Consider the following 20,757-nt stretch of genomic DNA (forward strand, 5'->3'; position numbering starts at 1 on the left):
CTAAAGGGCGCCGCCTATCTACAGGGAGCCGCCGAACTACAGCGGCGAACTACAGGACGATGCCCGAGAACGCCAGCGCCTGGCGCACGAGGTTGCCGCGGCCGCCCTCGAACTCCTGCTGTACATCGTCACTCAGGACTTCCCGTGGCGTCATCCAGGTGAGTTCCAAGGCGTCCTGGCGCGGCTCGCATTCGCCTGTGACCGGAATGATGAACACAAGCGACACCGCGTGCTGGCGGTCGTCGGTGAAGCCGGTCTGCGAGGGCGCGGGGAAGTATTCGGCCACGGTGAAGGGAACGGGGCTGATGGGCAGTTGCGGGAACGCGAGGGGGCCGAGGTCCTTTTCCATGTGCCGCAGCAAGGCTGCCCGGATGGTTTCACGGTAAAGGACGCGGCCGGAGACGAGGTAGCGAACCATGTTGCCGTCGGCGTCGCCCTGCAGGAGCGAGCCGACTTCATTGACGTACCCGAGCGGATCAAGGCGGACGGGGACTGCCTCCACGTAGACCATGGGAAGGCGGCCGCGGGCTTCGAAGAGGTCTTCGTCGGAAAGCCAGCCTGGATACGGGTCGGGTGTACGTACGCTCATGGTTAAGTTCTACCGCATCCCCGGCCGAAGTTCCTTGGCAGCGAGGCCGTGGCCGCGCGGTTACGCTCTTGGCGGCATTAGACGGCCAGGATGGACTGGAGCGGCTCCCCGGATGCTATGCGCGCAAGGATGGCAGGCTCCGCCGCGTCCGATGCGAGCGCCTTCCCCAGAATGTTGCGCGCGGCTTCGGGCGCCAGGACGATCAGACCGTTGTCGTCGCCCAGGACCAGGTCACCTGGGTTGACCTCCACGCCTCCAACCAGCACCGGGACGTTTACGGCGGAGCCGGTTCCGTACAGGCGTTTAGTGGTGAGGCACGACGTCCCGCGGGCGAATACGGGCAAGCCGGTCTGCCGCAGTTCCAGGACATCGGTCGCCACACCGTCAACCACGACGGCGGCCGCACCTTGGGCGAGTGCTGCGGCTGCGGTTACGGCCCCCACGGGCGCGTGTTGATGGTCTCCGCACATGTCCACCACGAGGACATCGCCGGGCTGCAGTGCGAGGAGCGCGCGGTTCATGGCGATGGCGTCGTGGTCTGCGATCCGGACGGTGACGGCGGGTCCGGCGATCTTCACGTTTGCCAGCAGGGACTGGATGGTCGGGGAGACGAAGCCGTCTTCGAGGAAGTGGCCGATGGTGGGGTAGCTGACGGCTGTCAGGTCTTCAAGGAGTGTTGAACTCACGTGGGATCCTCTTCTTTCTGCGGAACAACTGCCACGCACTCGATCTCCAACGACACGCCCCACAGGCCCACGCACACGGTGGTCCGTGCAGGCTTGGCGGTGCCGAAGTACTCGACGTAAACGCGGTTGTATTCCTCAAGGTGGTCCTGGTTGGTCAGGTACGTGTTGACCTTGACCACGTGTTCAAGGCTGGATCCCGCGGCTTCCAACACTCCGGCGAGGTTTTCGATGGTCTGCCGGACCTGCCCTTCGAAGGTGTCCGGCTGATCGTCCAGGCCCGTGATCGCGGGGATCTGTCCAGAGGTGAACACGAAACCGTTGGCAATGACCGCCGGGGAGAAGGGCCCGACGGCGGGCGCCTGGCCGGGGATACCGGCCAGGCGCTCGATGGTGGTGACGGTCACCGCGCTGCCGCGGCTTCCGTGGAGGGGGCTTCTGCGGGTGCTTCGTCGACGGCGTCGATGTTGCCGTACCGGGTCTCTGTGAGCAGGAAGAGGGCAACCAGGGACAATCCGGCGGCGGCCATGATGTACCAGGCGATCGAGGAGCTTTGGTGTGTCATGCCCAGGAGCCACGTGGTGACGAACGGGGTGGCGGCACTGCCCAGCAGGCCTGACAGCATGTAGGCCACAGACAGGCCCGAGTAGCGGACCTTGGATCCAAAGAGCTCGGCAAGGAACGTGGCTATCGGTCCGTAGTTGGCGCAGAACGCGGTCATCATGGCGAGGTAGGCAACGAAGAGCAGTGCCACCGACTTGGTGTCCATGAGCCAGAACATCGGGAAGGCAAGGGCGGCCTCGGCAGCGACACCGGCGAAGATGATCGGTTTGCGGTCGTACTTGTCCGAAAGCCTGCCGAAGAACGGGATGAGGAAGAGTCCCAGGATGCAGGAGGCCAGAACCACCCAGAGCATGAGGCTCTCGGAGTGGCCCAGTTCCTTCTTGCCGTAGGAGACGCCGGAGGCAACCAACAAGGTGAACGTGCTGCCCGTGGAAAGGGTGGCGATGCCGCCCAGGACCACTTGCTTCCAGTACTTGGCCATCAAAGCGGCGAACGGCATCTTGGCCTTGGCCCCGGCGGTCTTGACTGCCTGGAAGGACGGAGTTTCCTCAATGTTCAGGCGGATGTAGATGCCCACCGTGACCAGGAGGACGGAGGCGAGGAACGGGATACGCCAGCCCCACGAATACAGTGCTTCAGTGCTGACCGTGGAGGCCACGATCAGGAATGCGACATTGGCGATCAACGTACCGGCGGGCACGCCAACCTGCACCAGGGAACCGTAGAAACCACGCCGGGTGGGAGGTGCATGTTCAACCGTCATGAGCACCGCACCGCCCCATTCGCCGCCGAGGGCCAGGCCCTGGATGACGCGGAGAAGAAGAAGCAACAACGGGGCCATAATGCCGATGCTGTTGTAGTCAGGCAGCAGGCCGATGGCGAACGTTGCCGCTCCCATGGTCAGCAGCGAAACCAGGAGCATGGATTTGCGTCCCAGCCGGTCGCCGAAGTGACCAAAGATGATGGCGCCCACCATGCGGGCAATGTAGGCGGAAGCGAAAGTGCCGAAGGCCAGCATGGTGCCGACGATCGGATCGAAGCTGGGGAAGAAGATCTTGTTGAAGACGAGGGCCGACGCCGTCCCGAAGACGAAAAGGTCGTACCACTCGACGGTGGTGCCAATAACGCTGGCAAGGGCAATCTTGCGCATCTTGGTCAGGTCCAACCTGGCTGTGGATGCGGAGGAAGTATCTACCGTGGGGGCCATCTGATTCTCCGGATGGGGTGCGGGGACGAATGTCCGGTGCAAAGTAGCTACAACTATGGTGTGTGCCCGATCACACCATCAATGGCATTACTTCCATCAAAACGCGGCTGGGAATGTGAAAACACACAGCGGAGCGATGCACCAACGCTCGGCATCAACTCCCGACGGCGGCACCTCCTCACTTAGGCCCACGCCACCACCAGCCGCGCCGTCTTCGCGGGAACGGCGAGGTCGATCCCGGTCAGCTCCTGAAAGCGGTTGAGTCGGTTGAGGATGGTGTTCCGGTGGCAGAAGAGTTGCTCGGACGTTACCGTGACGTTGCCGGTGGCCAGGTAGTTCCGGACCGTTTCCAGCAGGCGCTCGCGCTCGCCGCCCCGGCACTCCGCCAGGGCCTCTTCAAGTTCGGCGGCGAGGTCCAGGCCGGCGTCCTGCAGGTTTTGCTGGGCCAACCGGGCCCACGCGGAATCGGCTGACAACGGACCGGAATCCCGGGGTCGCAGCAAAGCGGCGAGGCTCTCGGCCGTGCGGGCGGCCGCGGGAAGGGAACGAAGGCCAAGGACTTCGGGAACGTAGCCGCACGGGACATTGACGACGCCGGGAGGCAGCTGTTGCGCGTCGGTTTCGGTTCCGTGCGCCTCGCTTCGGGATTCGGGACCACGTGTCCGCCGTGCAGGCAAGGCCCAGAAAACGTAGGTGTTGCCGCCGGATTCATGGAGGAACAAGCGTTGCCGGGTGTGCTGGCCTGATCCGAATTGGGATGCCGCTGCGCGCAGCCGTGCGCCTGGATCGCCGCTCGCGGCTACCAGTGCAAAGCGTGATTCGGGGTTGATACCCAAGGCCGAAGCAACCTGCGCGGAGGTCTCCTGGGACGGCGTGCTCTGGTTGAACAGGCGGGCAATGAACTCGCGTTGAATGCTCGATTCTTCCTGGGCCATCCTGACGCGTTCGGTCAGGTAGCTCGTGTGCGTGCGGGTTGCGAATTCATCTACGACGCGCCACACCTGATCCACGCGGGTAGCCAGCAGTGCGGCGTCCTCGGTGTGCGCGATCTCCAGCAGTTCAGCCCAGAGGATGCTGAAGTCCAGGCGGACAGCTGAGGTCAGGGACTCCGGCGGGATCCCGGCCCTGGCCCGCTTGGATCCGAGGTCGGAAGCGAAGTCGAGCAGGCCATCCTGGCTGTCGATACGCCCGTTCCTGAGGCCGCTGATCAGGCGCCGGAAGGTCTCGCGTGCGGTCTCCTGGATTTCCTGGACCGTCACCTGGCTTTCGCCGTACTCCGGGATCTCACGGACCCTGGTGGTGAAGGCCTGCGCCAGAGTGTCCAGCCGGCCTTCAAGCTGGTCCACCAGCTCAGTCCAACGAACGGCATGCCCCGAGGTTTCAGAATTGTGCATTCACACATTCTAGCGGCATGATTCCGTGGTGGATTGCTAGTCTTTTTGGGAAAAACTACTGGCACTATGGAACGAGTCACACAAAAATTGCCCGGGCATCCCCAACGTCCGGTCCCGTTCGCACTCATGGAGCAACAATGGCAAGCACCGTCAGCGGAGCCACGGACGCCAGTCCCACGGCAGTACGCATCGTCGATGAAAGCGTCACCAAGAAGGTGGCCCTGGCTGCCCTCGTGGGCACTGCGCTGGAATGGTACGACTTCTTCCTTTTCACCACAGCCGCTGCTTTGGTGTTCAACGCACAGTTCTTCGTATCCCAGGATCCCTTCGTCGCTGCCATGGGCTCCTTCGCCACACTCGCCGTTGGCTTCGTGGCCCGCCCGATCGGCGGCTTCATCTTCGGCGCCCTCGGTGACAAGGTGGGCCGCAAGAAGATCCTCATGGTCACGATCGTGGGCATTGGCATTGTCACCGGGCTCATCGGCCTGCTGCCGAACTACATGACCATCGGCCTGGCCGCCCCCATCCTGCTGGTTGCCTTGCGCATCGTCCAGGGCCTCGCCGTCGGTGGCGAGTGGAGCGGGGCGGTGATTATCGCCGTCGAAAATGCGCCGGTGGAAAAGCGTGCACGCTACGCCGCGCTTCCACAGATCGGTTCCCCGATCGGTACCATCCTGTCCTCCGGTGGCTTCTTCGGCATGCTGTTCCTGGTAGGCCAGACCAACTTTGACGCCTGGGGCTGGCGCATCCCCTTCATTGCCGCCATCCCGCTTCTGGCTATCTCGTTGTGGATCCGCAGCCGCCTCAGTGAATCCCCGGAATTTGAAGCCCTCATGGAGTCCGGCGAAACGGAACATGCTCCCATCCGCGGCGTCCTGAAGAACAGCTGGCGCCAGATCCTGGTGGGCATGTGCTCGGCACTGCTCGGCATCGGCGGTTTCTACCTCATCACCAGCTTCGTGGTCTTCTACGGCACCAAGGTCCTCAAGCTGCCCTCCGAACTCCTGCTCCTGGGAACCCTGCTGGCCGCAGCCCTCGAAATCGGCGCCCTGATCTGGGCAGGCCGCCTGGGTGAAAAGTTCGGCGCCAGCAAAGTCATCCTTTGGGGCGGTGTGGCCTCTGCACTTATTGCAGTTCCTGTCTTCCTGGCGATCGACTCCCGCAACCCCGTTCTGGTGGTCCTGGGCATGATGATCGGCGTCGCCGTCCTTTCCATCCCGTACGCAGTCTCCGGCACCGCGCTGACCGCGCTGTTCGCCACGAAGGTCCGCTACACCGGCGTCGCCATCACGTCCAACACGGCGGGTGTCATCTCCGGTTTCGTGCCGCTGATCGCCACCGCGCTTGTGGCAGCCAATAACTCCTTCTGGCCGGGCGCCATCATCCTGCTTGTCGTCTCGGCATTGACCGCGCTGTCCGGCCTGTTCCTCCCACGCCTTTCCATCGAAGAAGAAGGAATGAAGCATTGAGCACAACCACGGCTGGCCATCTGATTGTTGGCCAACTCGAACGGGCAGGCGTCAAGCGCGTCTACACCGTCCCGGGCGAGAGCTTCCTGGACGTCCTTGACGGCCTGCACGGCTCGCCGATCCAGAACGTGGTGGCCCGCCAGGAAGGCGGCGCGGGATTCATGGCACTCGCCGAAGGCCGCCTGACCGGGCTTCCCGGTGTAGCGATGGTGACCCGTGGACCGGGTGCTGCAAATGCCTTCATCGCCATCCACACAGCCCATCAGGACGCCACGCCGCTGATCCTGTTCGTTGGACTGATCCCGGTTGCCGACCGCGGCCGTGAGTCCTTCCAGGAGTTCGACATCAACGCCTGGTTCGGCAGCACCGCCAAGAAAGTCGTAACGCTCGACGACGCCGCTTCCGCCGCCCGCGTGGTGGACGACGCCATCTTCACGGCCCTCAGCGGACGCCCCGGCCCGGTAGTGATCGGCCTCCCGGAGGACGTGCTGGTGCACGTCGTCCCGGACGCCACGGTGGAGCCGCGCAAGGGTGCCCGTCCCGAGCCGGTTGCCGCGGACCTGGACGAGCTGAACCAAAAGCTCAGCACCGCACGCAAGCCGCTCGTCGTCGTCGGCGGCGAAGGCTGGACTCAGGAGTCCGGGGAGCAGTTGGCCGCGTGGGCAAGCCGCAACAGCGTCCCGGTGGTGGCCGACTTCCGTGCTTACGACGCCGTCCCGCACCGGAGCGACGCCTACGCCGGCTTCCTGGGGTACGGCCGCAGCGACGCCAACGCTGAACGCCTCGACGACGCCGACCTCCTCGTCTTTGTGGGTTGCGTCCGCGGCGACGTCCTCTCCGATGGCTACAAACGCGGACTCGACGCCGAGACCGTGGTGGTCAACGCCGACGCCAACCTCCTGGGCCACTTTGGCCGGGTGGACCAGCACATCATTGCCGACGTGACGGCATTCGCCAGCGCGCTGGCCGCCACGAACACCGCCGGCGAACGTGCGGAAGGCTGGTTTGCCAGCGCCCGCGCCGACCAGCTCGCGTTCTCCACGCCGCAGCCCGACGGCGGGATCGGCGTCGATCTGGGCGTCGCCATGGAGGTCCTCAAGAAGGAAATGGACGCCGACGCCGTCCTCACCTTCGGCGCCGGGAACCACGCCCTGTGGCCCGCACGCTACCTGGACCACAACTCGGCCGATTCGCTGGCCGCACCCCGCAACGGTGCCATGGGAATGGGAATCCCCGCAGCCGTGGCAGCATCCCTTGCATACCCCGGGCGCCAGGTCATCTCCGTTGCCGGTGATGGCTGCTTCATGATGAACGGCCAGGAAATCGCCACGGCCATGGGCTACGGTGCCAAGTTCATCGTCCTGGTGGTGGACAACGGCATTTTCGCCACCATCCGCGAGCACCAGGAAGCGCACTACCCGGACCGCCCTTCGGGCACGCACATGACCAACCCGGACTTCGCCGCACTCGCCCGTTCTTACGGCGGTTACGGCGAGCGCGTGGACCGCACGGAAGACTTCGCAGCCGCATTCCGCCGGGCCGTCGATTCCGGTCTCCCGGCCCTGCTGCACCTGCCGCAGGACCCCACCACGCGTTCCCCCAAGACTTCAACAAACTGACCGGAGCCCTCACTGTGATCCAGCTTCAGAACATCATCAACGGCGAGTCTGTTGACGCCGCGGCCAGCCTGCCGTTCTTCGACCCCGCCACGGGCCAGCAGATCGGCAACGCGCCGGACAGCGACGCTGCCGCCGTCGACGCCGCCTTCCAAGCCGCTGCCGCAGCTTTCAAGAGCTACAAGCGCACGACGCCGGGTACGCGGCAGTCGCTGCTGTTGCAGTTGGCCGACCTCATCGAGGCGAATGTTGACCGGCTCCTCGAGGCCGAGGTTGCCTGCACCGGCAAACCTTCCGCCCTTACCAAGGAGCTCGAAATCCTGCGCGGCGCCGACCAGTTGCGCTTCTTCGCCGGAGCGTGCCGGGTGGTTTCCGGAACTGCCCAGACGGAGTACGTGGAAGGTTTCTCTTCGACGATCCGCCGCGAGCCCATTGGCGTGGTCGCGCAGATCACGCCGTGGAATTACCCGTTCATGATGGCCATCTGGAAGATTGGTCCGGCTCTTGCCGCGGGCAACACCCTGGTCCTTAAGCCTGCAGACACGACTCCTTGGTCCACTGTGATTCTGGGCGAACTGGCGCAGCAGGTCTACCCGGCCGGCGTTGTGAACGTCGTCTGTGGCGGGCGTGAAGCCGGCGCTGCGATGGTGGAGCACGACATCCCGGAGATGGTCTCCATCACCGGTTCCACCCGTGCCGGTGCGCAGGTCATGTCCGCTGCGGCCAAGACGCTCAAGGACGTCCATCTGGAGCTTGGCGGCAAGGCACCCGCAGTGGTGTTTGCCGACGTCGATATCCAGCGCACCGCCGGCGAGATCGCCTTGGCTGCTTTCTTCAATGCCGGGCAGGACTGCACCGCCGTGACTCGGGTGCTGGTCCACCAGGACATCCACACGGAGTTCGCGGCAGCACTGGCCGACGCTGCTTCGGCGCTGAAGGTGGGCGGTTCCGATGCGGATCTCGGCCCGCTCAACAGTGCCGCACAGCTGGAGCGTGTGGAGGGCTTCATGTCCCGCCTCCCGGCCAACGCCAGGGTCCTTTCCGGCGGCAAGCGCACCGGAACCGGCTTCCATTTTGAACCCACGGTCATCGACGGTGTGTTCCAGACTGACGAAGTGGTGTGCGACGAGATCTTCGGCCCCGTGTTGACGGTCCAGCCGTTCGCCACGGAGGAAGAAGCAATCGAACTCGCCAACGGCACCAAGTACGCCCTCGCGTCCAGCGTCTGGTCCGAGAACCATGGCGTGGTGACCCGTGTTTCCAACGAGCTTGATTTCGGTGCTGTGTGGATCAACTGCCATCAGGTGATTCCGGCCGAGGCCCCGCACGGTGGCTTCAAGCACTCGGGCACCGGCAAGGATCTGTCCGTGTACGGCCTTGAGGACTACACGCGCATCAAGTCCGTCACCACGTCCCACCGCTAGACACATCATGAAACTTGATCTCCTGCTGCGGAACGCAGACATCATCACGATGGATCCGGCCCGTCCTATAGCCAGTTCGCTGGGCATCTGGCAGGGACGCATCGTGGGCCTCGACGAGGACCTGGACGGGTTGGATGCCCGCGAGGTTTTGGACCTTGGCGGCGCCACCGTCACTCCCGGCTTCATCGATGCCCATTGCCACACGACGTGGTTCGGGCTGGGGCTCGCGGAACTGGACGTGTCCGGTGCCCGTGGTTTGGACGAGCTGTATGAGCTTCTCCGCGGTGCTGTGACCAGCGACGGGGCCGAAGATGAGTCCTGGCTTTTCGCCACCGGCTTCAGCCAGACCCAGCACGGCGGTTCCTTCCCGGACATCGCCGAGCTGGACCGCATCACGGGGGAGCGGCCGCTGTTCATGCGGCACAACTCCGGGCACATGGCCGTGGTCAACACTGCCGCGCTGCGGCTGGCAGGTGCCGAGTCGCCGTCGTTCCCCGATCCCGACGGCGGAGCGATAGTCCGCGACGCCGCGGGACGTCCCACCGGACTCGTCCAGGAGACGGCACAGGAACTGATCCAGCAGCTGATCCTGCCGTATTCGTTGGACGACATCGAGGACGCTCTTGAACGGGCCACCCTGTACTACGCTTCCGAGGGCATCACGAGTTTCACCGAAGCCGGGGTGGGCGGGGGCTGGATCGGGCACAGCCCGGCCGAGCTCGCCGCCTACCAGCGCGCTGCCGCCAACGGCCGGTTGCACGCCCGTGCACAGGTGATGCCGGTGTTGGATGTGCTGCACGGATTGGACGGGCATTCCTCGGACAGCCCTGGAGTTGCACCTGCGGGGCTGGACCTCGGGATCACCAGCGGATTCGGGAACGAGTACCTGTCACTTGGCCCCGCGAAGGTCTTCCTGGATGGATCGCTTTTGGGCGAAACCGCTGCCGTGAGCCATGAGTTCTGCAGCCACGGACACCGGGACAACACCGGCAACGTTGGCTACTTCCAGGCCGATCCCGCCCAGCTGCGCGAACGCATCGAGGCCGCCTACGCCGCGGGCTGGTCCATCGCGGCCCACGCCATCGGTGACCGGGCGATCGACCTCGCCGTGGACATCATCACGGATTGCCAGGCCATGTATGGGCCGCGTCGCCTGCCCAACAGGATCGAGCACGCCTCCATGACGCGTCCTGAGCAGTTGGCCAGGCTCGCGGACGCCGGAATCGCCGTGACGCCGCAGGCAAGTTTCTTCCGCGATGGCGGGGACGGGATGACCGCTTCCCTCGGACCGGACCGCTTGCCGTGGGCGTACCGTGCGGCCAGTTTCCTGGAAGCCGGCGTGACGCTTGCGGGAAGCTCGGACCGGCCGGTCGCCGACGGAAACGTTCTCCGCGGAATGCAGGCGTTCATCGACCGCCGGACCGAATCGGGGGCCGTTTTTGGAAACCTCGCGGAACGCCTCACCCCGCAGCAGGCACTGGCCGCCTACACCAGCGGCGCCGCGGCAGCCACTGGGACGCTTGCCGGAAAAGGGACCCTTGAGCCGGGCAAACTTGCCGACTTCGTTGTCCTATCCGCCTCGCCCTTGGACGCACCCAACATCAGCGAACTGCAGGTCCTGGCCACCGCCGTCGGAGGCCGCTTTACGTACGAATCAACCGACTTCCACGCCGAACTTTCCCCTGAAAGTTCCTTCGCGGCCCACCGTTAATAGGGGAGACCATGACAACCACCACACGTTTCACCGCCCAGGACACCGCCTTCGTGCAGGACTTCCGGACTATGAGCGCGTTCGGCGCCACGGAGAACGGCGGCGTGGACCGCCAAGCCGCGACCATTCCCGACGGCGAACAGCGGCGCTGGCTGGCAGGACTCCTGGAAGACCGCGGCTTCACAGTCAAGTTCGACCATGCCGGCAACCAGTGGGGCCTCTACGAGGCTGTACCCGGTGCGCCCTTCGTGGTGGTCGGTTCGCACATGGATTCACAGCCGACGGCGGGACGTTACGACGGCGCGTACGGCGTCCTCGCGGCTGCCCACGCCGCGTTCCGCTTGGCTGCGCGCTGGGAAGCCGGCGCCGCAGCGCCCAGGTTCAATCTCGCCGTCGTCAACTGGTTCAACGAGGAAGGCAGCCGCTTCAAGCCCTCCATGATGGGCTCGTCCGTCTACACGGGGAAGCTGGAACTGGAAGACGCGCTCAACACCAAGGACGCTGCCGGGATTACGGTGCGCGACGCCCTGGACGCTATCGGTTGCCGCGGAACCTTTGAAGGGCCGGAGGCTGCTTTCTGCGCCGAGATCCACATCGAGCAGGGCCGCAGCATGGAGCGCGAAGGCATCACAATCGGCCTTGTCAGTTCAAACTGGGCAGCGAACAAGTACGAGTTCGTGGTCCATGGCGAGCAGGCGCATACCGGTTCCACCGTGATTGCGGATCGCAAGGATGCCCTCCTGGGTGCTTCCATGCTGGTGGTCGCCGCGCGCGAACTCGCGGATCGTTTTCCCGGTGTACTCCACACGTCCGTGGGCCAGCTCAACGTCTACCCGAACTCGCCCGTAGTGGTGCCTTCCCGCGTGAACCTGCTCCTGGACCTGCGCAGCGCCGACGAAGCCGTCCTTGCCGAGGCCGACGCCCTTCTGCATGCCCGCATCACGGAAATCGAACGGCTAGCCAACGTCTCGGTGGAGAAGCACCACTCGCACTCCTGGGCCGTGACTCCGTACCAGCCCGAAGGAGTGGAGCTGGCCGCCAAAGTCGCCGCCGACCTGGGGCTGTCCAACAAAGAAGTCATGACCCTGGCCGGACACGACTCCACCAACATGAAGGACCTCGTCCCCACCGTGATGCTGTTCGTGCCCAGCGTGGACGGCATCTCCCACAACGAGCACGAATACACGACGGACGAAGACATCGTGGCCGGGCTCACCATGCTCACCGAGGTTGTCAGCCGGCTCTGTGATGGGGCATTGGCGGACTAAATTCCTGCCCCCCGCACGGAAGCACCCCCGCCGCAGTGGGGGTGCTTCCTGGTTTAGGTGAATGATGGCCTTGGATCGGCCGGGATATCCGCTCCTGTTACTGAGGGATGTTCACGTTGGCCGGGTGGTCGCCGACCTTCTTGTCGTCGTAGGCAGCGCCACCGAGGGCGCAAACCTGTGCGGCGGTGAAGCCTGCCGGGGCTGTACCCAGCGAGGTGAGGTCGACGCCGTCGACCGTTACTGTGCTCGGATACAGCGAGTTGTCCGCGGACTTGCAGACAAGCACGATAATCCTGAAGTCACGGGGATCGGTAAAGGTCAGACTGACGGTACCGCCAGCTCCAACTGTTGCCCGTTGGTCCGCCGCTGTGTCATAGCCCGCAGGCGTGGTGGTTTCAACAACCCAGTACTCACCAGCCAACACGTCCGTGAAGGAGCAGTTTCCGCTGGCATCCGTGGTGCAGGTGACTCCTGTAGTGGTGTCTTCCGCTCCACGCGTTTCAAGCGGGGCAGCGTTGTTGAACAGTGTGAAGACGGCACCGGCCAGCGATGCTCCGCTGCCTGTTCCGTCGTCCCTCTTGTGGACGTTGATGGTTCCCTTTGCCGTGTTGGTGTAGGTGCAGTCAACACTGCCCTGGAAGCCCAGGACGATGTTCACAGTTGCTCCGCTGCGGCTTGTGGACGTGCCTGTTCCGGATGAGGTGCATTGCAGGTCCGTCAGCGTCCAGCCCGAGGGCAAGGTGCTTTCAGTGACGCTATAGTTTCCCGCCGCCACCGAGGTGCCGTAGTCACGGGTTCCGCCGTTGCTCAGGCTGAAGGTCGACGGCGTCAGCCCACCAGTGGTGGTGTAGCCGAACGTTCCGTCGCCGCCTACGGTGACCTTATGGATCTTGATGGAACCGCACTTGCTGAAGTTCAGCGGCACAGGTGCAATGAAGTCCTTCAAAGCCGCAGTGAAGGAGTCGGAGGACCGGCTCTTCAGGTAGGCTCCGCTGAAGGTTTCGCATGAACCGGCCGGGATGATGCCGGCATCGGTCAGGTTGATGGCGGCCTCGCCGAAGGTGCGGGCAGAGAGGTTGCGGGGTGCATTCGGGGCGATCGGGTCAACTACCGTACCGGACGGTGGGTTGTTGGCAGGATCGTTGATGGATCCCTCGAAGTTGCCGGTCAAGGGCTGTACGGGACCCCAGCACGGAGTGCTGTTTGCGGAGTCGCAGAGGGACTTGGATCCGGTGGCGACCCACCGGTGGAAGCCCAGAGTCGGGCTTGTGCCGCCCTGCGAGAGGTCGTACTTGATCAGGACGTCACCAGCGGTCCGGACCGGAGTCACACCATTGGCCGAAACAGCGGTGCTCTTGTTGAACTCGAAGTCCATGTTGGTGGTGCCCGTAGGCTCCTGGACCCGTTCCCATGCCAAGTAGGCGTAGTCCTTGCCGTTGGATTCGGTCTTCAAATAGGCGTAGAAGCGGAGCAGATCGCTCTTGTTATTCGGGATGGAGCCGGTGACCACAGCCGGGACTTCTGTGTCCTCCTTGGTGCCCTGGCCGAACGAATTATCGTTCTGGCCCGTCGCCAGGTCGATTCCGCAACCTGAGATAGGAGCAACGCAACTGATGGGGGCAGTGGCCCAATCTTGCGTTTCGTCATTCAGGACCAGGTTTCCGTCGGCCGCGTCAAAGGGGCTTCCGGTGAGGTTGGCTTGGGCGGCAGTTGCTGAGAGGACCAAAGCCAGACAGGCTGCGGCTGCGCCGATCGAGGTGAGTTTCTTGTTTCTCATTAGGGTGCCTGATTTCTAGTGAAACCGTACGGCCCGGACGGGGTTATCCGGAGCCGCGACATTCCCCCGGGTTTTGGGCAGCCCGTTTGCTTAAGCTGCCTTCTGTGATGAGTTACCGCCCCGAGACCGTGGAGCGATGGCGCTGCCGGGCATACGTCGCCGGCTGCGAAGATGCGTGATGCATGCGGGTGGTAGTGATGGTTCAGGACGAATCGCCCTTTGCGGGCGTTCACGTTCTCGGCCCCAAACGCCGAAAATTTCGTCCCGGCTGAGCTTCGGGGCGCGCGTACTGCATTCCCCCATCCTTCCCAGCCATTTGATACTAGGCTCGGAGGGGGGCAAAGGCAACGACTTTTCGTGCCGCGCTTTCAGGCCCGCGGTCGTTCCACCACGATTGACGCCGGTGCCGAGCCGCCCACCGAATCCGGGTTGGCGACGTACAGGACACCCTCGCTGATCCGGGCCTCAACCCCTGCTCCATTGAGCCTGTGCAGCAGCGGTTCCAGATCGCCGTCGTATTCAAAAGAGAGATCGCCGGACTCCGCCGCCGGACCGTGGATCACGCGCAGGATCCCGCCGTTTTTGGCGGTGAACGTCGCCGATTCGTCATCCGACGTCCGCGGGCGGGCGCCGATGTTGCGGAGCTCCTGCGCGGAGTCGTCGACGCCGGGACTCACCCACGTAGCTACCACGGCAAGGGCCGGGTCGGCTTTGTCCGACGTCGCCCAGGTGCCATCCCCGGCGCGCCGGGCGGGGTCCGCCAGGAACGTGAAGCCATCCCGGGCAGTTATCTGCACGGTCTGCCCATGCGAGGCCTCGGTGACTTCTGCGATGGTCCCGTCCTCCTGTGTTCGCCGGGCGAACTCTTCCAGCACTCCAACCTCGACGCCAAAGATCGTGACGCCGTCCTGCGTTATGCCGCTCATCGCCTGCGTGTGTTCCACGCGGTGCAGCGCCAGCCGACCCGAGCCGGCATCGAACTCCAACCAGTCGCCATCCTTGACTGTGTTGACCAGGCCCAGTGCTTCCAGCAGTTCAGTCCACTGATGCGGGCGGGAGGTGAAGTGAATGGGGCGGGCTCGCAACATGGGTCCTCCTGGGCTGGCTTCACTGGCACTCCGGGTTCTGCTGGCACTCCGGCTTCTGGCCTCCAGCCTATGCCGTCCGGTTTGCCGCAGAATGAATCCATGCCCATTGAGCTCGAAGAATTGATCGTCAAGGACGCGGCCGCATGGCGGGCGTGGCTTGAAGAACATGCTGCCGACAGTCCTGGCGTGTGGCTGGTCCTTCACAAGAAGGGCGGGAACGTCACGGAGTTGGACTACGACGCCGCGTTGGACGAGGCGCTGTGTTTCGGCTGGATCGACGGCCAATCGAAAAGCCGCGACGCCGAAAGCTACTTCCAGCGCATGACACCCCGGGGCCGCCGGAGCATCTGGTCAGCGCGCAACGTCGGGCACATTACGCGCTTGGACCAGGAAGGAAGGATGACAGCAGCCGGGTGGGCCGCCGTCGACGCCGCCAAAGCCGATGGGCGCTGGGAAGCTGCGTATGCCGGACCCGCCGATTCTGTGGTTCCTGATGATCTCGCAGCTGCCATCGCTGCTGTTCCGGAGGCGCAGGCCATGTTCGACGTCCTGACGTCCCAGAACCGTTTCGCCCTCATCCACCGGACCAACCTTGTCAAAAGGGCAGACACGCGGGAGAGGAAAATCGCTGGTTTTGTGGAGATGCTTGCCCGGCACGAGGCCCCGTACCCGCAGAAGAAGCGCCCCGCTTCCGAGCCCAGGTAGTCAGGCTTCGGGCGCGAACGCCACGCCTTCGCCCACGACGCGAAGGCTGAGCTCCGTGCCGGGCTTGGTGATGGACGCGTTCCAGTGCCGGATGGTGATGATCTCGCCGCCGCCGGGGTAGCGGTGGCCATTTCCGGATAGGACGCCGTCCGCCGCGGTGTAAGCGGCGAGCCTTATTCGGACGGTCGTTTCGGGACCGAAGTAGTCCGTATCCACAACGACGCCCCGGATCGGGCCGTCGGGTGCGATGCGTATTTGCTCCGGGCGGAGCATGAGCTGCACTTTGCCCTGTGCTGGTGGCCGGCGGACAGGAATCCCGCCCAGGGAACACGTGGCCAGGGACCCTTCCATCCACGCGTCCAGGATCACGGCGTCGCCGAGGAATTCGGCCGTGGCGCGGTCTGCTGGGCGGGTGTAGACCACAAAGGGGTTGCCAATTTGTGCCAGCTTGCCTCCGCGCATGATGGCTACCTGGTCGGCAAAGGAAAGGGCTTCGGCTTGGTCGTGGGTTACGAGGATGGTTGTAACGCCGGCCGCGTTGAGCACGTTAGCCACTGCCCGCCGGGTAGCTACCCGGAGTCCGGCGTCGAGTGCGGAGAACGGCTCGTCCAACAACATGAGCTCGGGTTCGCGGGCCAGGGCACGCGCCAGGGCGACGCGCTGTTGCTGCCCGCCGGACAACTGGTGCGGCCGCCGCTTTGCCATGGACGCATCCAGCGACACCATTTCGAGCAGCTCCTGGACGCGGGACGCTACAGCCCGCCGTCCGCCGTCGAGCTTTCCCGCATCCAGCCCAAAGGCGACGTTCTGTCCCACGGTCAAATGCGGGAAAAGAGCCCCATCCTGGGCGACGTATCCCACGTGCCGTTTGTGCGCAGGAAACCACACGCCATTGCCCGCAACCGTTGAGCCGTTCAGCGAAATAGTGCCGGTGTCTGGGTGCTCGAAACCTGCGATCAAGCGAAGCAGCGTGGTTTTCCCGGAGCCGGAAGGGCCAACAATGGCGGTAGTTCCGCCCTTTGCAACGGAAAGATTGACTCCCTTCAACACAGCCTGGGAACCGAAATTCTTTGTGACCTCAGCGATGTCCAAGTGCGTGTTGGTGGTGGGCACAATGGATGGCGCCACGCGCGGTGACGGGAGCCTGGGGGGAGATTGTTCGGTCACTGTCCGGCAACTTTCTTGGACTGTTGGAAAAGAAGGTAGGTCATCGGGGCGGAAAGCAGGATCATCAACAGCGCATAGGGCGCAGCGCCTGCGTAGTCGATCTCGCTGCTCTTGCTCCAGAACTCCGTTGCCAGGGTGCGGGTTCCATTGGGCGAGAGAAGGAGGGTGGCCGTGAGTTCGTTGACGATGGCCAGGAAGACGAGTGCAGCACCACCTGCCGCAGCCGGGGCCGTCAGCCGCAAGGTCACCCTGAAAAAGGACACCAGCGGAGTTTTGCCAAGGGATTGAGCGGCTTCGTCGAGCTCTTTGGGTGCCTGGGCCAGCCCGGAGCGGATGTTGACCAGCGCCCGGGGAAGGAAGAGCAGGACATAGGCGGCCACCAGCACCCCGGCACTTTGGTAGACGCCGGGAACTGCGCGGATGCTGACGGTGACGAAGGCGAGGCCCACAACGATTCCGGGCAGGGAGCTGGTCACGTAGTTGGACAGTTCAAGCATCTTGCTGAACCAGCTGGGATGCCGCACTGCCAGGTAGGCCATGGGAAAAGCCACGATCGTGGTAACTGCGGCACCGGCAGCCCCGTACAGGAGGGTCTGCAGCAACGCGGGCAGGAATTCGTCGGCGGCCCAAACCTCGGCGCCTCCGGCAGAAAGCCAGCGCAGGACGAACCAGACAGGAAGCCCAAACGCCAGCCCTGTCAGGGCCAGCAAAGCGAGCTGCGCCGGAGCTTGGTATCCGCCCAGGGGCGCCCGCGTTGCTTTCGCCTGGGCGCCTGAACCAATCCGCGCGTAGCGGGCTGTGCCACGGCTCTTGACTTCGGCGAGGAGAAGAAGAAGGCAGAGGAAGACCAGGACACTGGCCAGCATGTTTCCGGCGGCACCGTTGAACGTCGACTGGAACTGGACCATGATCGCCGTCGTGAAGGTATCAAAGCGGATCATCGCGAAAGCGCCATACTCCGCAAGGAGGTGCAACGCCACCAGCAACCCACCACCGGTCATTGCGATACGAAGCTGCGGGAGCACTACCCGGAAGAACACGGCCCAGGACCCCAGGCCAAGCGACGCGGCGGATTGTTCGATCGCCGGATCCAACCGCCCCAGAGTGGCGGCTGCGGGAATGTAGACCAAAGGGAAATAGGACAGGGTGGCTATCAGCACGCCGGACCAGATGCCCTGCAGGGAAGGTACGGCCGATACCCATGCGTAGCTGTTCACGAAGGCGGGAATGGCGAGCGGAGCAGCCAGTGCCACGGCCCACCAACGGCTTCCCCGTAGCTTGGTGCGCTCAACCAGCCAAGCGCCGCCCACCCCAAGAATGAGGCACAACGGCACGGTCAGGACCGTCAACATGATGGTGTTCAACAGCAGTTCGCCAACCCGTGGGCGAACAATGAGTTCGACGGCGGTGTCCCAGCCTGTCGCTGCCGTCATGAAGATGACGTAACCCAGCGGCATCAGGGAAAACAGTGCAATCAACACTGCCAGCAACGACACCGTGGAAACGCCGAATGGCGGGCGAGGGCGCTTGCCCTTGCCCGCCGTCGTCGTGCTCCCTGCCGACTGGGGAATGTCGGGAGCCGATAGATCAGTGGTCACAGAATTACAGGAGTCCTGCCTTGGTCATCAGATCGGTGACCTTGGTGGAGTTCAGCTTGGCCGGGTCAACGGTGGGCGCCTGCAGGTCCTTGATCGGGACAAGCTTGTCATTGGCGGCTACCTGCGAGGCGATGGCGTACTCGAACGAGGTACCGGTCTTGAGGACTTCCTGGCCCTTCTTGCCCGTGATGAACTTCAGGAAGGCCTGGGCATCTGCTGCCTTTTTGGACGACTTCAGGACACCGCCGCCGGAGACCGAGAGGAACGCGCCCGGATCCTGGTTCTTGAAGAAGTACGGCGTGACGTTCTTGGAGTTCTCGCCGGTCTTGGCCTGGTCGCCATAGTAGTAATAGTGGTAGATCAGTGCGGCGTCCACTTCACCGGCGTTCACGGCCTTCATGGCCGTGCTGTTGCCCTTGTAGGCCTTGAAGTTTTCCTTCATGCCCTTGAGCCATTCTTCCGTGGCGGCTTCACCCTTGAGCTCAAGCAGTGCTGCGACGATCGCCTGGAAGTCAGCACCCGACGGTGAAGCGGCCCACTTGCCCTTCCACTCAGGGTTCGCCAAGTCCAGCATGGACTTGGGCAGCTTGTCTTCGCTGATCTTGTTCTTGTCGTAGACCAGGACGGTGGAGCGGGCGGCGATGCCGGTCCACTTGCCCGTGGAAGGCCGGAATTCGGCGGGAACCTGGTCCAACGTGGCCTTGTCGACGTCGGCAAAGAGTCCGGCGTTCTCCACCTGCGCCATTGCGGGGGAGTTCTCCGTCAGGAAGACGTCTGCCGGAGAAGCAGCACCCTCCTGGACGATCTGGTTGGACAGTTCGGTATCCGAGCCCTGCCGCATGGTGACCTTGATGCCCGTTTCCTTGGTGAAGGCATCCACCCATTCCTTCGTCAGGCTCTCATGCTGCGCGTTGTACACCGTGATGCCTTCGCCGGAAGCAGCAGCATCTGACGACGGCGAACCGGAGGCGGCGGGGGTGCCGGCGTTGGAACCGCAGGCCGTGAGGCCAAGGGCGGCGGAGGCGAGCAGGGCGATTCCCGCCAGCGCGTTTTTCGAGAGCTTCATGAGGGCTTCTTTCTGCGAACAAAGACACGGAGTGCCAAGTTTTGGGGCTTGGTCCGTACGAGCGGGAAGGTTTGGGGGAGCCCGCTGAGAAAAGCGTAGGTTAGGCAAACCTATGCTTCCAAAGCCTGGAGGGCTTATGTGATAAGGATCACAACAATTACGGAACTATTGCGTGCCGTAATTACGGCGCTACGTTTCCAGCGTGGCCGCGGCCTCCAGCGCCATCCATGCCTGCAGTTGGGTGGAAAGCTCGACGGCGGCCCCCGCCGGATACGTCTCCGTGGCCGGACGCAGTGGGCTGGAGGAGAAAACGACGATTGGTTCTTTGGGATCACCGCCGGACTCCCGGCGGCCATCCCAGAAGGCCCCGGCTGTGCTGAGAACGAGGACCCCGGCTGTTTCGCGGGTTGCTTCCGGCAGGCGCTGATCCCTGGCCGCGAGAGCCAGGTACCGGATCAGGATGCCGGTAAAGAGGCCCCCATCCCCGGTTCCATCGCCGTGGATTACCTGCGTCCCGGGAACGATGAGCTCCCTCGCAACGGCTTCCACCAAGTGGGCGGCACGCTCCAGGTTCTCCTGTCCGCCCAGTTCCAGAAGTGCCCCAAGGATTGGGCCTTGGTTGTAGGTGTAGACCGCGTCCTCAAGGACGATCTCCCCATTCCGTATGCGAAGTCCATCCAAATACAGGGCGCGTTGCGGGTGCAGGAGCTTGCTGTTCAGCCAGTTCACCAGGGCTTGAGCCCGCTCGCGGCGATCTGTTCTTGCGAAGTAGAGTGCCACGGGCGCCGTTGCGGGCGTGTTCTTGAAATCCCGCTTGGTACTCCAGAACGTTCCGCCGCCCAGGTCGTCCGTGGAAGCCGAATCGAATTGCAGCGTTAGCTTCCTGCGGACGTACGCATTTCGGCGGCGTCCTGGCTTCCGCGTCTCCTCGGCCAGTTGTTCCAATCGAAGGGTGGATAGTGCCAGCCAGGCCATGTCGTCGTAGTAATTGTTGACGAACCTGAAGAAGTTCCGGAGCCGGATGGTGGTGACCAGCCGGGAAGCGAGTCGTCCCGCGCTCGGGCGGGAGTCGCCGTCGAACCTTGTTTTGGTGGCCAGTTCGCGGCGTCCGGTGTCCACCAGGCAATCCACGTAGTGCGCCTGCCACCAGTAATGCCACGGGTTGAAAACGCTGCGGAAGCGCCGCGGGGGGATGCTGACGGCGCCGATGTGCGTACCCGGAAGGAAGAGCAGCCGTCGGCCGAAAGCGTGGGTCACGGACCGTGCGGCCTCGTCTGCGCGAATCGCCCACACTGCTGCCTCCGCTGTGGGTGGTTGCTGGCCGGTGGGGTTGCTTTCGGTGGGCATGGGAACAGCCTATCCGGGGCCCAGGGTGCGCTCGATCACAATTCCAGTTAACATGCATTAACGGATTTGAGTCTGCATCAAGGA

At 63.8% G+C, this 20,757-nt stretch carries 17 protein-coding genes; 6 read left to right on the forward strand and 11 right to left on the reverse strand.

All coding sequences use genetic code 11. The annotated features are described in order from the left end of the window. Nucleotides 1-49: 49 nt before the first annotated feature. From J2Y41_RS20005 to J2Y41_RS20025, 5 genes are all read right to left on the reverse strand, one after another. Entirely contained in the window at nucleotides 50-589 is a 540-nt protein-coding gene (locus J2Y41_RS20005) for an NUDIX hydrolase family protein (protein ID WP_224094275.1), read from the reverse strand. Between the two features lie 77 nt (nucleotides 590-666). Further along, entirely contained in the window at nucleotides 667-1,275 is a 609-nt protein-coding gene (locus J2Y41_RS20010) for an RraA family protein (RefSeq protein WP_309931136.1), read from the reverse strand. Continuing rightward, nucleotides 1,272-1,679 carry a RidA family protein gene (locus J2Y41_RS20015; protein WP_309931138.1) on the reverse strand — a complete coding sequence of 136 codons (408 nt, stop codon included), beginning with the start codon at nucleotides 1,677-1,679 and terminating at the stop codon, nucleotides 1,272-1,274. Before J2Y41_RS20015 ends, J2Y41_RS20010 begins: the two co-directional genes overlap by 4 nt. Next, nucleotides 1,676-3,043, reverse strand: coding sequence for an MFS transporter (locus tag J2Y41_RS20020; RefSeq protein WP_309931140.1), 1,368 nt, complete (start codon nucleotides 3,041-3,043; stop codon nucleotides 1,676-1,678). The genes J2Y41_RS20015 and J2Y41_RS20020 overlap by 4 nt, the downstream gene beginning before the upstream one ends. A 182-nt stretch (nucleotides 3,044-3,225) precedes the next feature. Further along, nucleotides 3,226-4,437 carry a CdaR family transcriptional regulator gene (locus J2Y41_RS20025; protein WP_224166410.1) on the reverse strand — a complete coding sequence of 404 codons (1,212 nt, stop codon included), beginning with the start codon at nucleotides 4,435-4,437 and terminating at the stop codon, nucleotides 3,226-3,228. A gap of 137 nt (nucleotides 4,438-4,574) precedes the next feature. Here J2Y41_RS20025 and J2Y41_RS20030 point away from each other — a divergent pair, with 137 nt between their 5' ends. The 5 genes from J2Y41_RS20030 to J2Y41_RS20050 are packed head-to-tail and all read left to right on the forward strand — an operon-like array spanning nucleotide 4,575 to nucleotide 11,925. Continuing rightward, nucleotides 4,575-5,906: an MFS transporter gene (locus tag J2Y41_RS20030; protein ID WP_309931142.1), complete on the forward strand. Its 1,332-nt coding sequence runs from the start codon at nucleotides 4,575-4,577 to the stop codon at nucleotides 5,904-5,906. Further along, the gene (locus tag J2Y41_RS20035; RefSeq protein ID WP_309931144.1) at nucleotides 5,903-7,525 is read left to right on the forward strand and encodes a thiamine pyrophosphate-dependent enzyme; all 1,623 of its coding nucleotides are present in this window, start codon (nucleotides 5,903-5,905) and stop codon (nucleotides 7,523-7,525) included. The genes J2Y41_RS20030 and J2Y41_RS20035 overlap by 4 nt, the downstream gene beginning before the upstream one ends. A gap of 14 nt (nucleotides 7,526-7,539) precedes the next feature. Further along, on the forward strand, nucleotides 7,540-8,946 hold the full coding sequence (locus tag J2Y41_RS20040; RefSeq protein WP_224166413.1) for a gamma-aminobutyraldehyde dehydrogenase: 1,407 nt from the start codon (nucleotides 7,540-7,542) through the stop codon (nucleotides 8,944-8,946). 7 nt (nucleotides 8,947-8,953) lie between these two features. Then, nucleotides 8,954-10,657: an amidohydrolase gene (locus J2Y41_RS20045; protein ID WP_224166414.1), complete on the forward strand. Its 1,704-nt coding sequence runs from the start codon at nucleotides 8,954-8,956 to the stop codon at nucleotides 10,655-10,657. Nucleotides 10,658-10,668: 11 nt separating this feature from the next. Next, nucleotides 10,669-11,925: a M20 family metallo-hydrolase gene (locus tag J2Y41_RS20050; RefSeq protein WP_224166415.1), complete on the forward strand. Its 1,257-nt coding sequence runs from the start codon at nucleotides 10,669-10,671 to the stop codon at nucleotides 11,923-11,925. A 97-nt stretch (nucleotides 11,926-12,022) separates the two neighbouring features. Here the strand turns inward: J2Y41_RS20050 and J2Y41_RS20055 are convergent, their stop codons facing one another. Together J2Y41_RS20055 and J2Y41_RS20060 are read right to left on the reverse strand one after the other, a co-directional pair. Beyond that, nucleotides 12,023-13,702, reverse strand: a complete 1,680-nt coding sequence (locus tag J2Y41_RS20055; RefSeq protein ID WP_224166416.1) for a collagen binding domain-containing protein — start codon at nucleotides 13,700-13,702, stop codon at nucleotides 12,023-12,025. Between the two features lie 368 nt (nucleotides 13,703-14,070). Then, the gene (locus J2Y41_RS20060; protein ID WP_224166417.1) at nucleotides 14,071-14,790 is read right to left on the reverse strand and encodes a hypothetical protein; all 720 of its coding nucleotides are present in this window, start codon (nucleotides 14,788-14,790) and stop codon (nucleotides 14,071-14,073) included. A gap of 99 nt (nucleotides 14,791-14,889) precedes the next feature. On the opposite strand from J2Y41_RS20060, the gene J2Y41_RS20065 reads away from it, so the two are divergent. Then, a complete protein-coding gene (locus J2Y41_RS20065; protein WP_224166418.1) occupies nucleotides 14,890-15,495 on the forward strand; it encodes a YdeI family protein in 606 nt (201 codons plus the stop codon). On the opposite strand, the gene J2Y41_RS20070 is transcribed toward J2Y41_RS20065, so the two are convergent. The 4 genes from J2Y41_RS20070 to J2Y41_RS20085 form a co-directional block, all read right to left on the reverse strand. Further along, nucleotides 15,496-16,662 carry an ABC transporter ATP-binding protein gene (locus tag J2Y41_RS20070; protein WP_309931151.1) on the reverse strand — a complete coding sequence of 389 codons (1,167 nt, stop codon included), beginning with the start codon at nucleotides 16,660-16,662 and terminating at the stop codon, nucleotides 15,496-15,498. Continuing rightward, the gene (locus J2Y41_RS20075) at nucleotides 16,659-18,260 is read right to left on the reverse strand and encodes an iron ABC transporter permease (protein ID WP_309931152.1); all 1,602 of its coding nucleotides are present in this window, start codon (nucleotides 18,258-18,260) and stop codon (nucleotides 16,659-16,661) included. The genes J2Y41_RS20070 and J2Y41_RS20075 overlap by 4 nt, the downstream gene beginning before the upstream one ends. A 4-nt stretch (nucleotides 18,261-18,264) precedes the next feature. Then, nucleotides 18,265-19,326 (reverse strand): iron ABC transporter substrate-binding protein, encoded by a 1,062-nt coding sequence (locus J2Y41_RS20080; RefSeq protein ID WP_309931154.1) that lies wholly within the window; start codon nucleotides 19,324-19,326, stop codon nucleotides 18,265-18,267. Nucleotides 19,327-19,515: 189 nt separating this feature from the next. Next, on the reverse strand, nucleotides 19,516-20,673 hold the full coding sequence (locus J2Y41_RS20085; protein WP_309931156.1) for a glycoside hydrolase family 76 protein: 1,158 nt from the start codon (nucleotides 20,671-20,673) through the stop codon (nucleotides 19,516-19,518). Nucleotides 20,674-20,757: the final 84 nt, after the last annotated feature.

This window comes from Arthrobacter sp. 1088 (assembly GCF_031455315.1).
Lineage (GTDB): Bacteria > Actinomycetota > Actinomycetes > Actinomycetales > Micrococcaceae > Arthrobacter.

What these genes read in the sequence shown, in the direction of transcription:
- J2Y41_RS20005 (WP_224094275.1), bottom strand. Translation starts at nt 589, where the DNA reads ATGAGCGTACGTACACCCGACCCGTATCCAGGCTGGCTTTCCGACGAA.
- J2Y41_RS20020 (WP_309931140.1), bottom strand. Translation starts at nt 3,043, where the DNA reads ATGGCCCCCACGGTAGATACTTCCTCCGCATCCACAGCCAGGTTGGAC.
- J2Y41_RS20025 (WP_224166410.1), bottom strand. Translation starts at nt 4,437, where the DNA reads ATGCACAATTCTGAAACCTCGGGGCATGCCGTTCGTTGGACTGAGCTG.
- J2Y41_RS20030 (WP_309931142.1), top strand. Translation starts at nt 4,575, where the DNA reads ATGGCAAGCACCGTCAGCGGAGCCACGGACGCCAGTCCCACGGCAGTA.
- J2Y41_RS20045 (WP_224166414.1), top strand. Translation starts at nt 8,954, where the DNA reads ATGAAACTTGATCTCCTGCTGCGGAACGCAGACATCATCACGATGGAT.
- J2Y41_RS20050 (WP_224166415.1), top strand. Translation starts at nt 10,669, where the DNA reads ATGACAACCACCACACGTTTCACCGCCCAGGACACCGCCTTCGTGCAG.
- J2Y41_RS20055 (WP_224166416.1), bottom strand. Translation starts at nt 13,702, where the DNA reads ATGAGAAACAAGAAACTCACCTCGATCGGCGCAGCCGCAGCCTGTCTG.
- J2Y41_RS20060 (WP_224166417.1), bottom strand. Translation starts at nt 14,790, where the DNA reads ATGTTGCGAGCCCGCCCCATTCACTTCACCTCCCGCCCGCATCAGTGG.
- J2Y41_RS20065 (WP_224166418.1), top strand. Translation starts at nt 14,890, where the DNA reads ATGCCCATTGAGCTCGAAGAATTGATCGTCAAGGACGCGGCCGCATGG.
- J2Y41_RS20080 (WP_309931154.1), bottom strand. Translation starts at nt 19,326, where the DNA reads ATGAAGCTCTCGAAAAACGCGCTGGCGGGAATCGCCCTGCTCGCCTCC.
- J2Y41_RS20085 (WP_309931156.1), bottom strand. Translation starts at nt 20,673, where the DNA reads ATGCCCACCGAAAGCAACCCCACCGGCCAGCAACCACCCACAGCGGAG.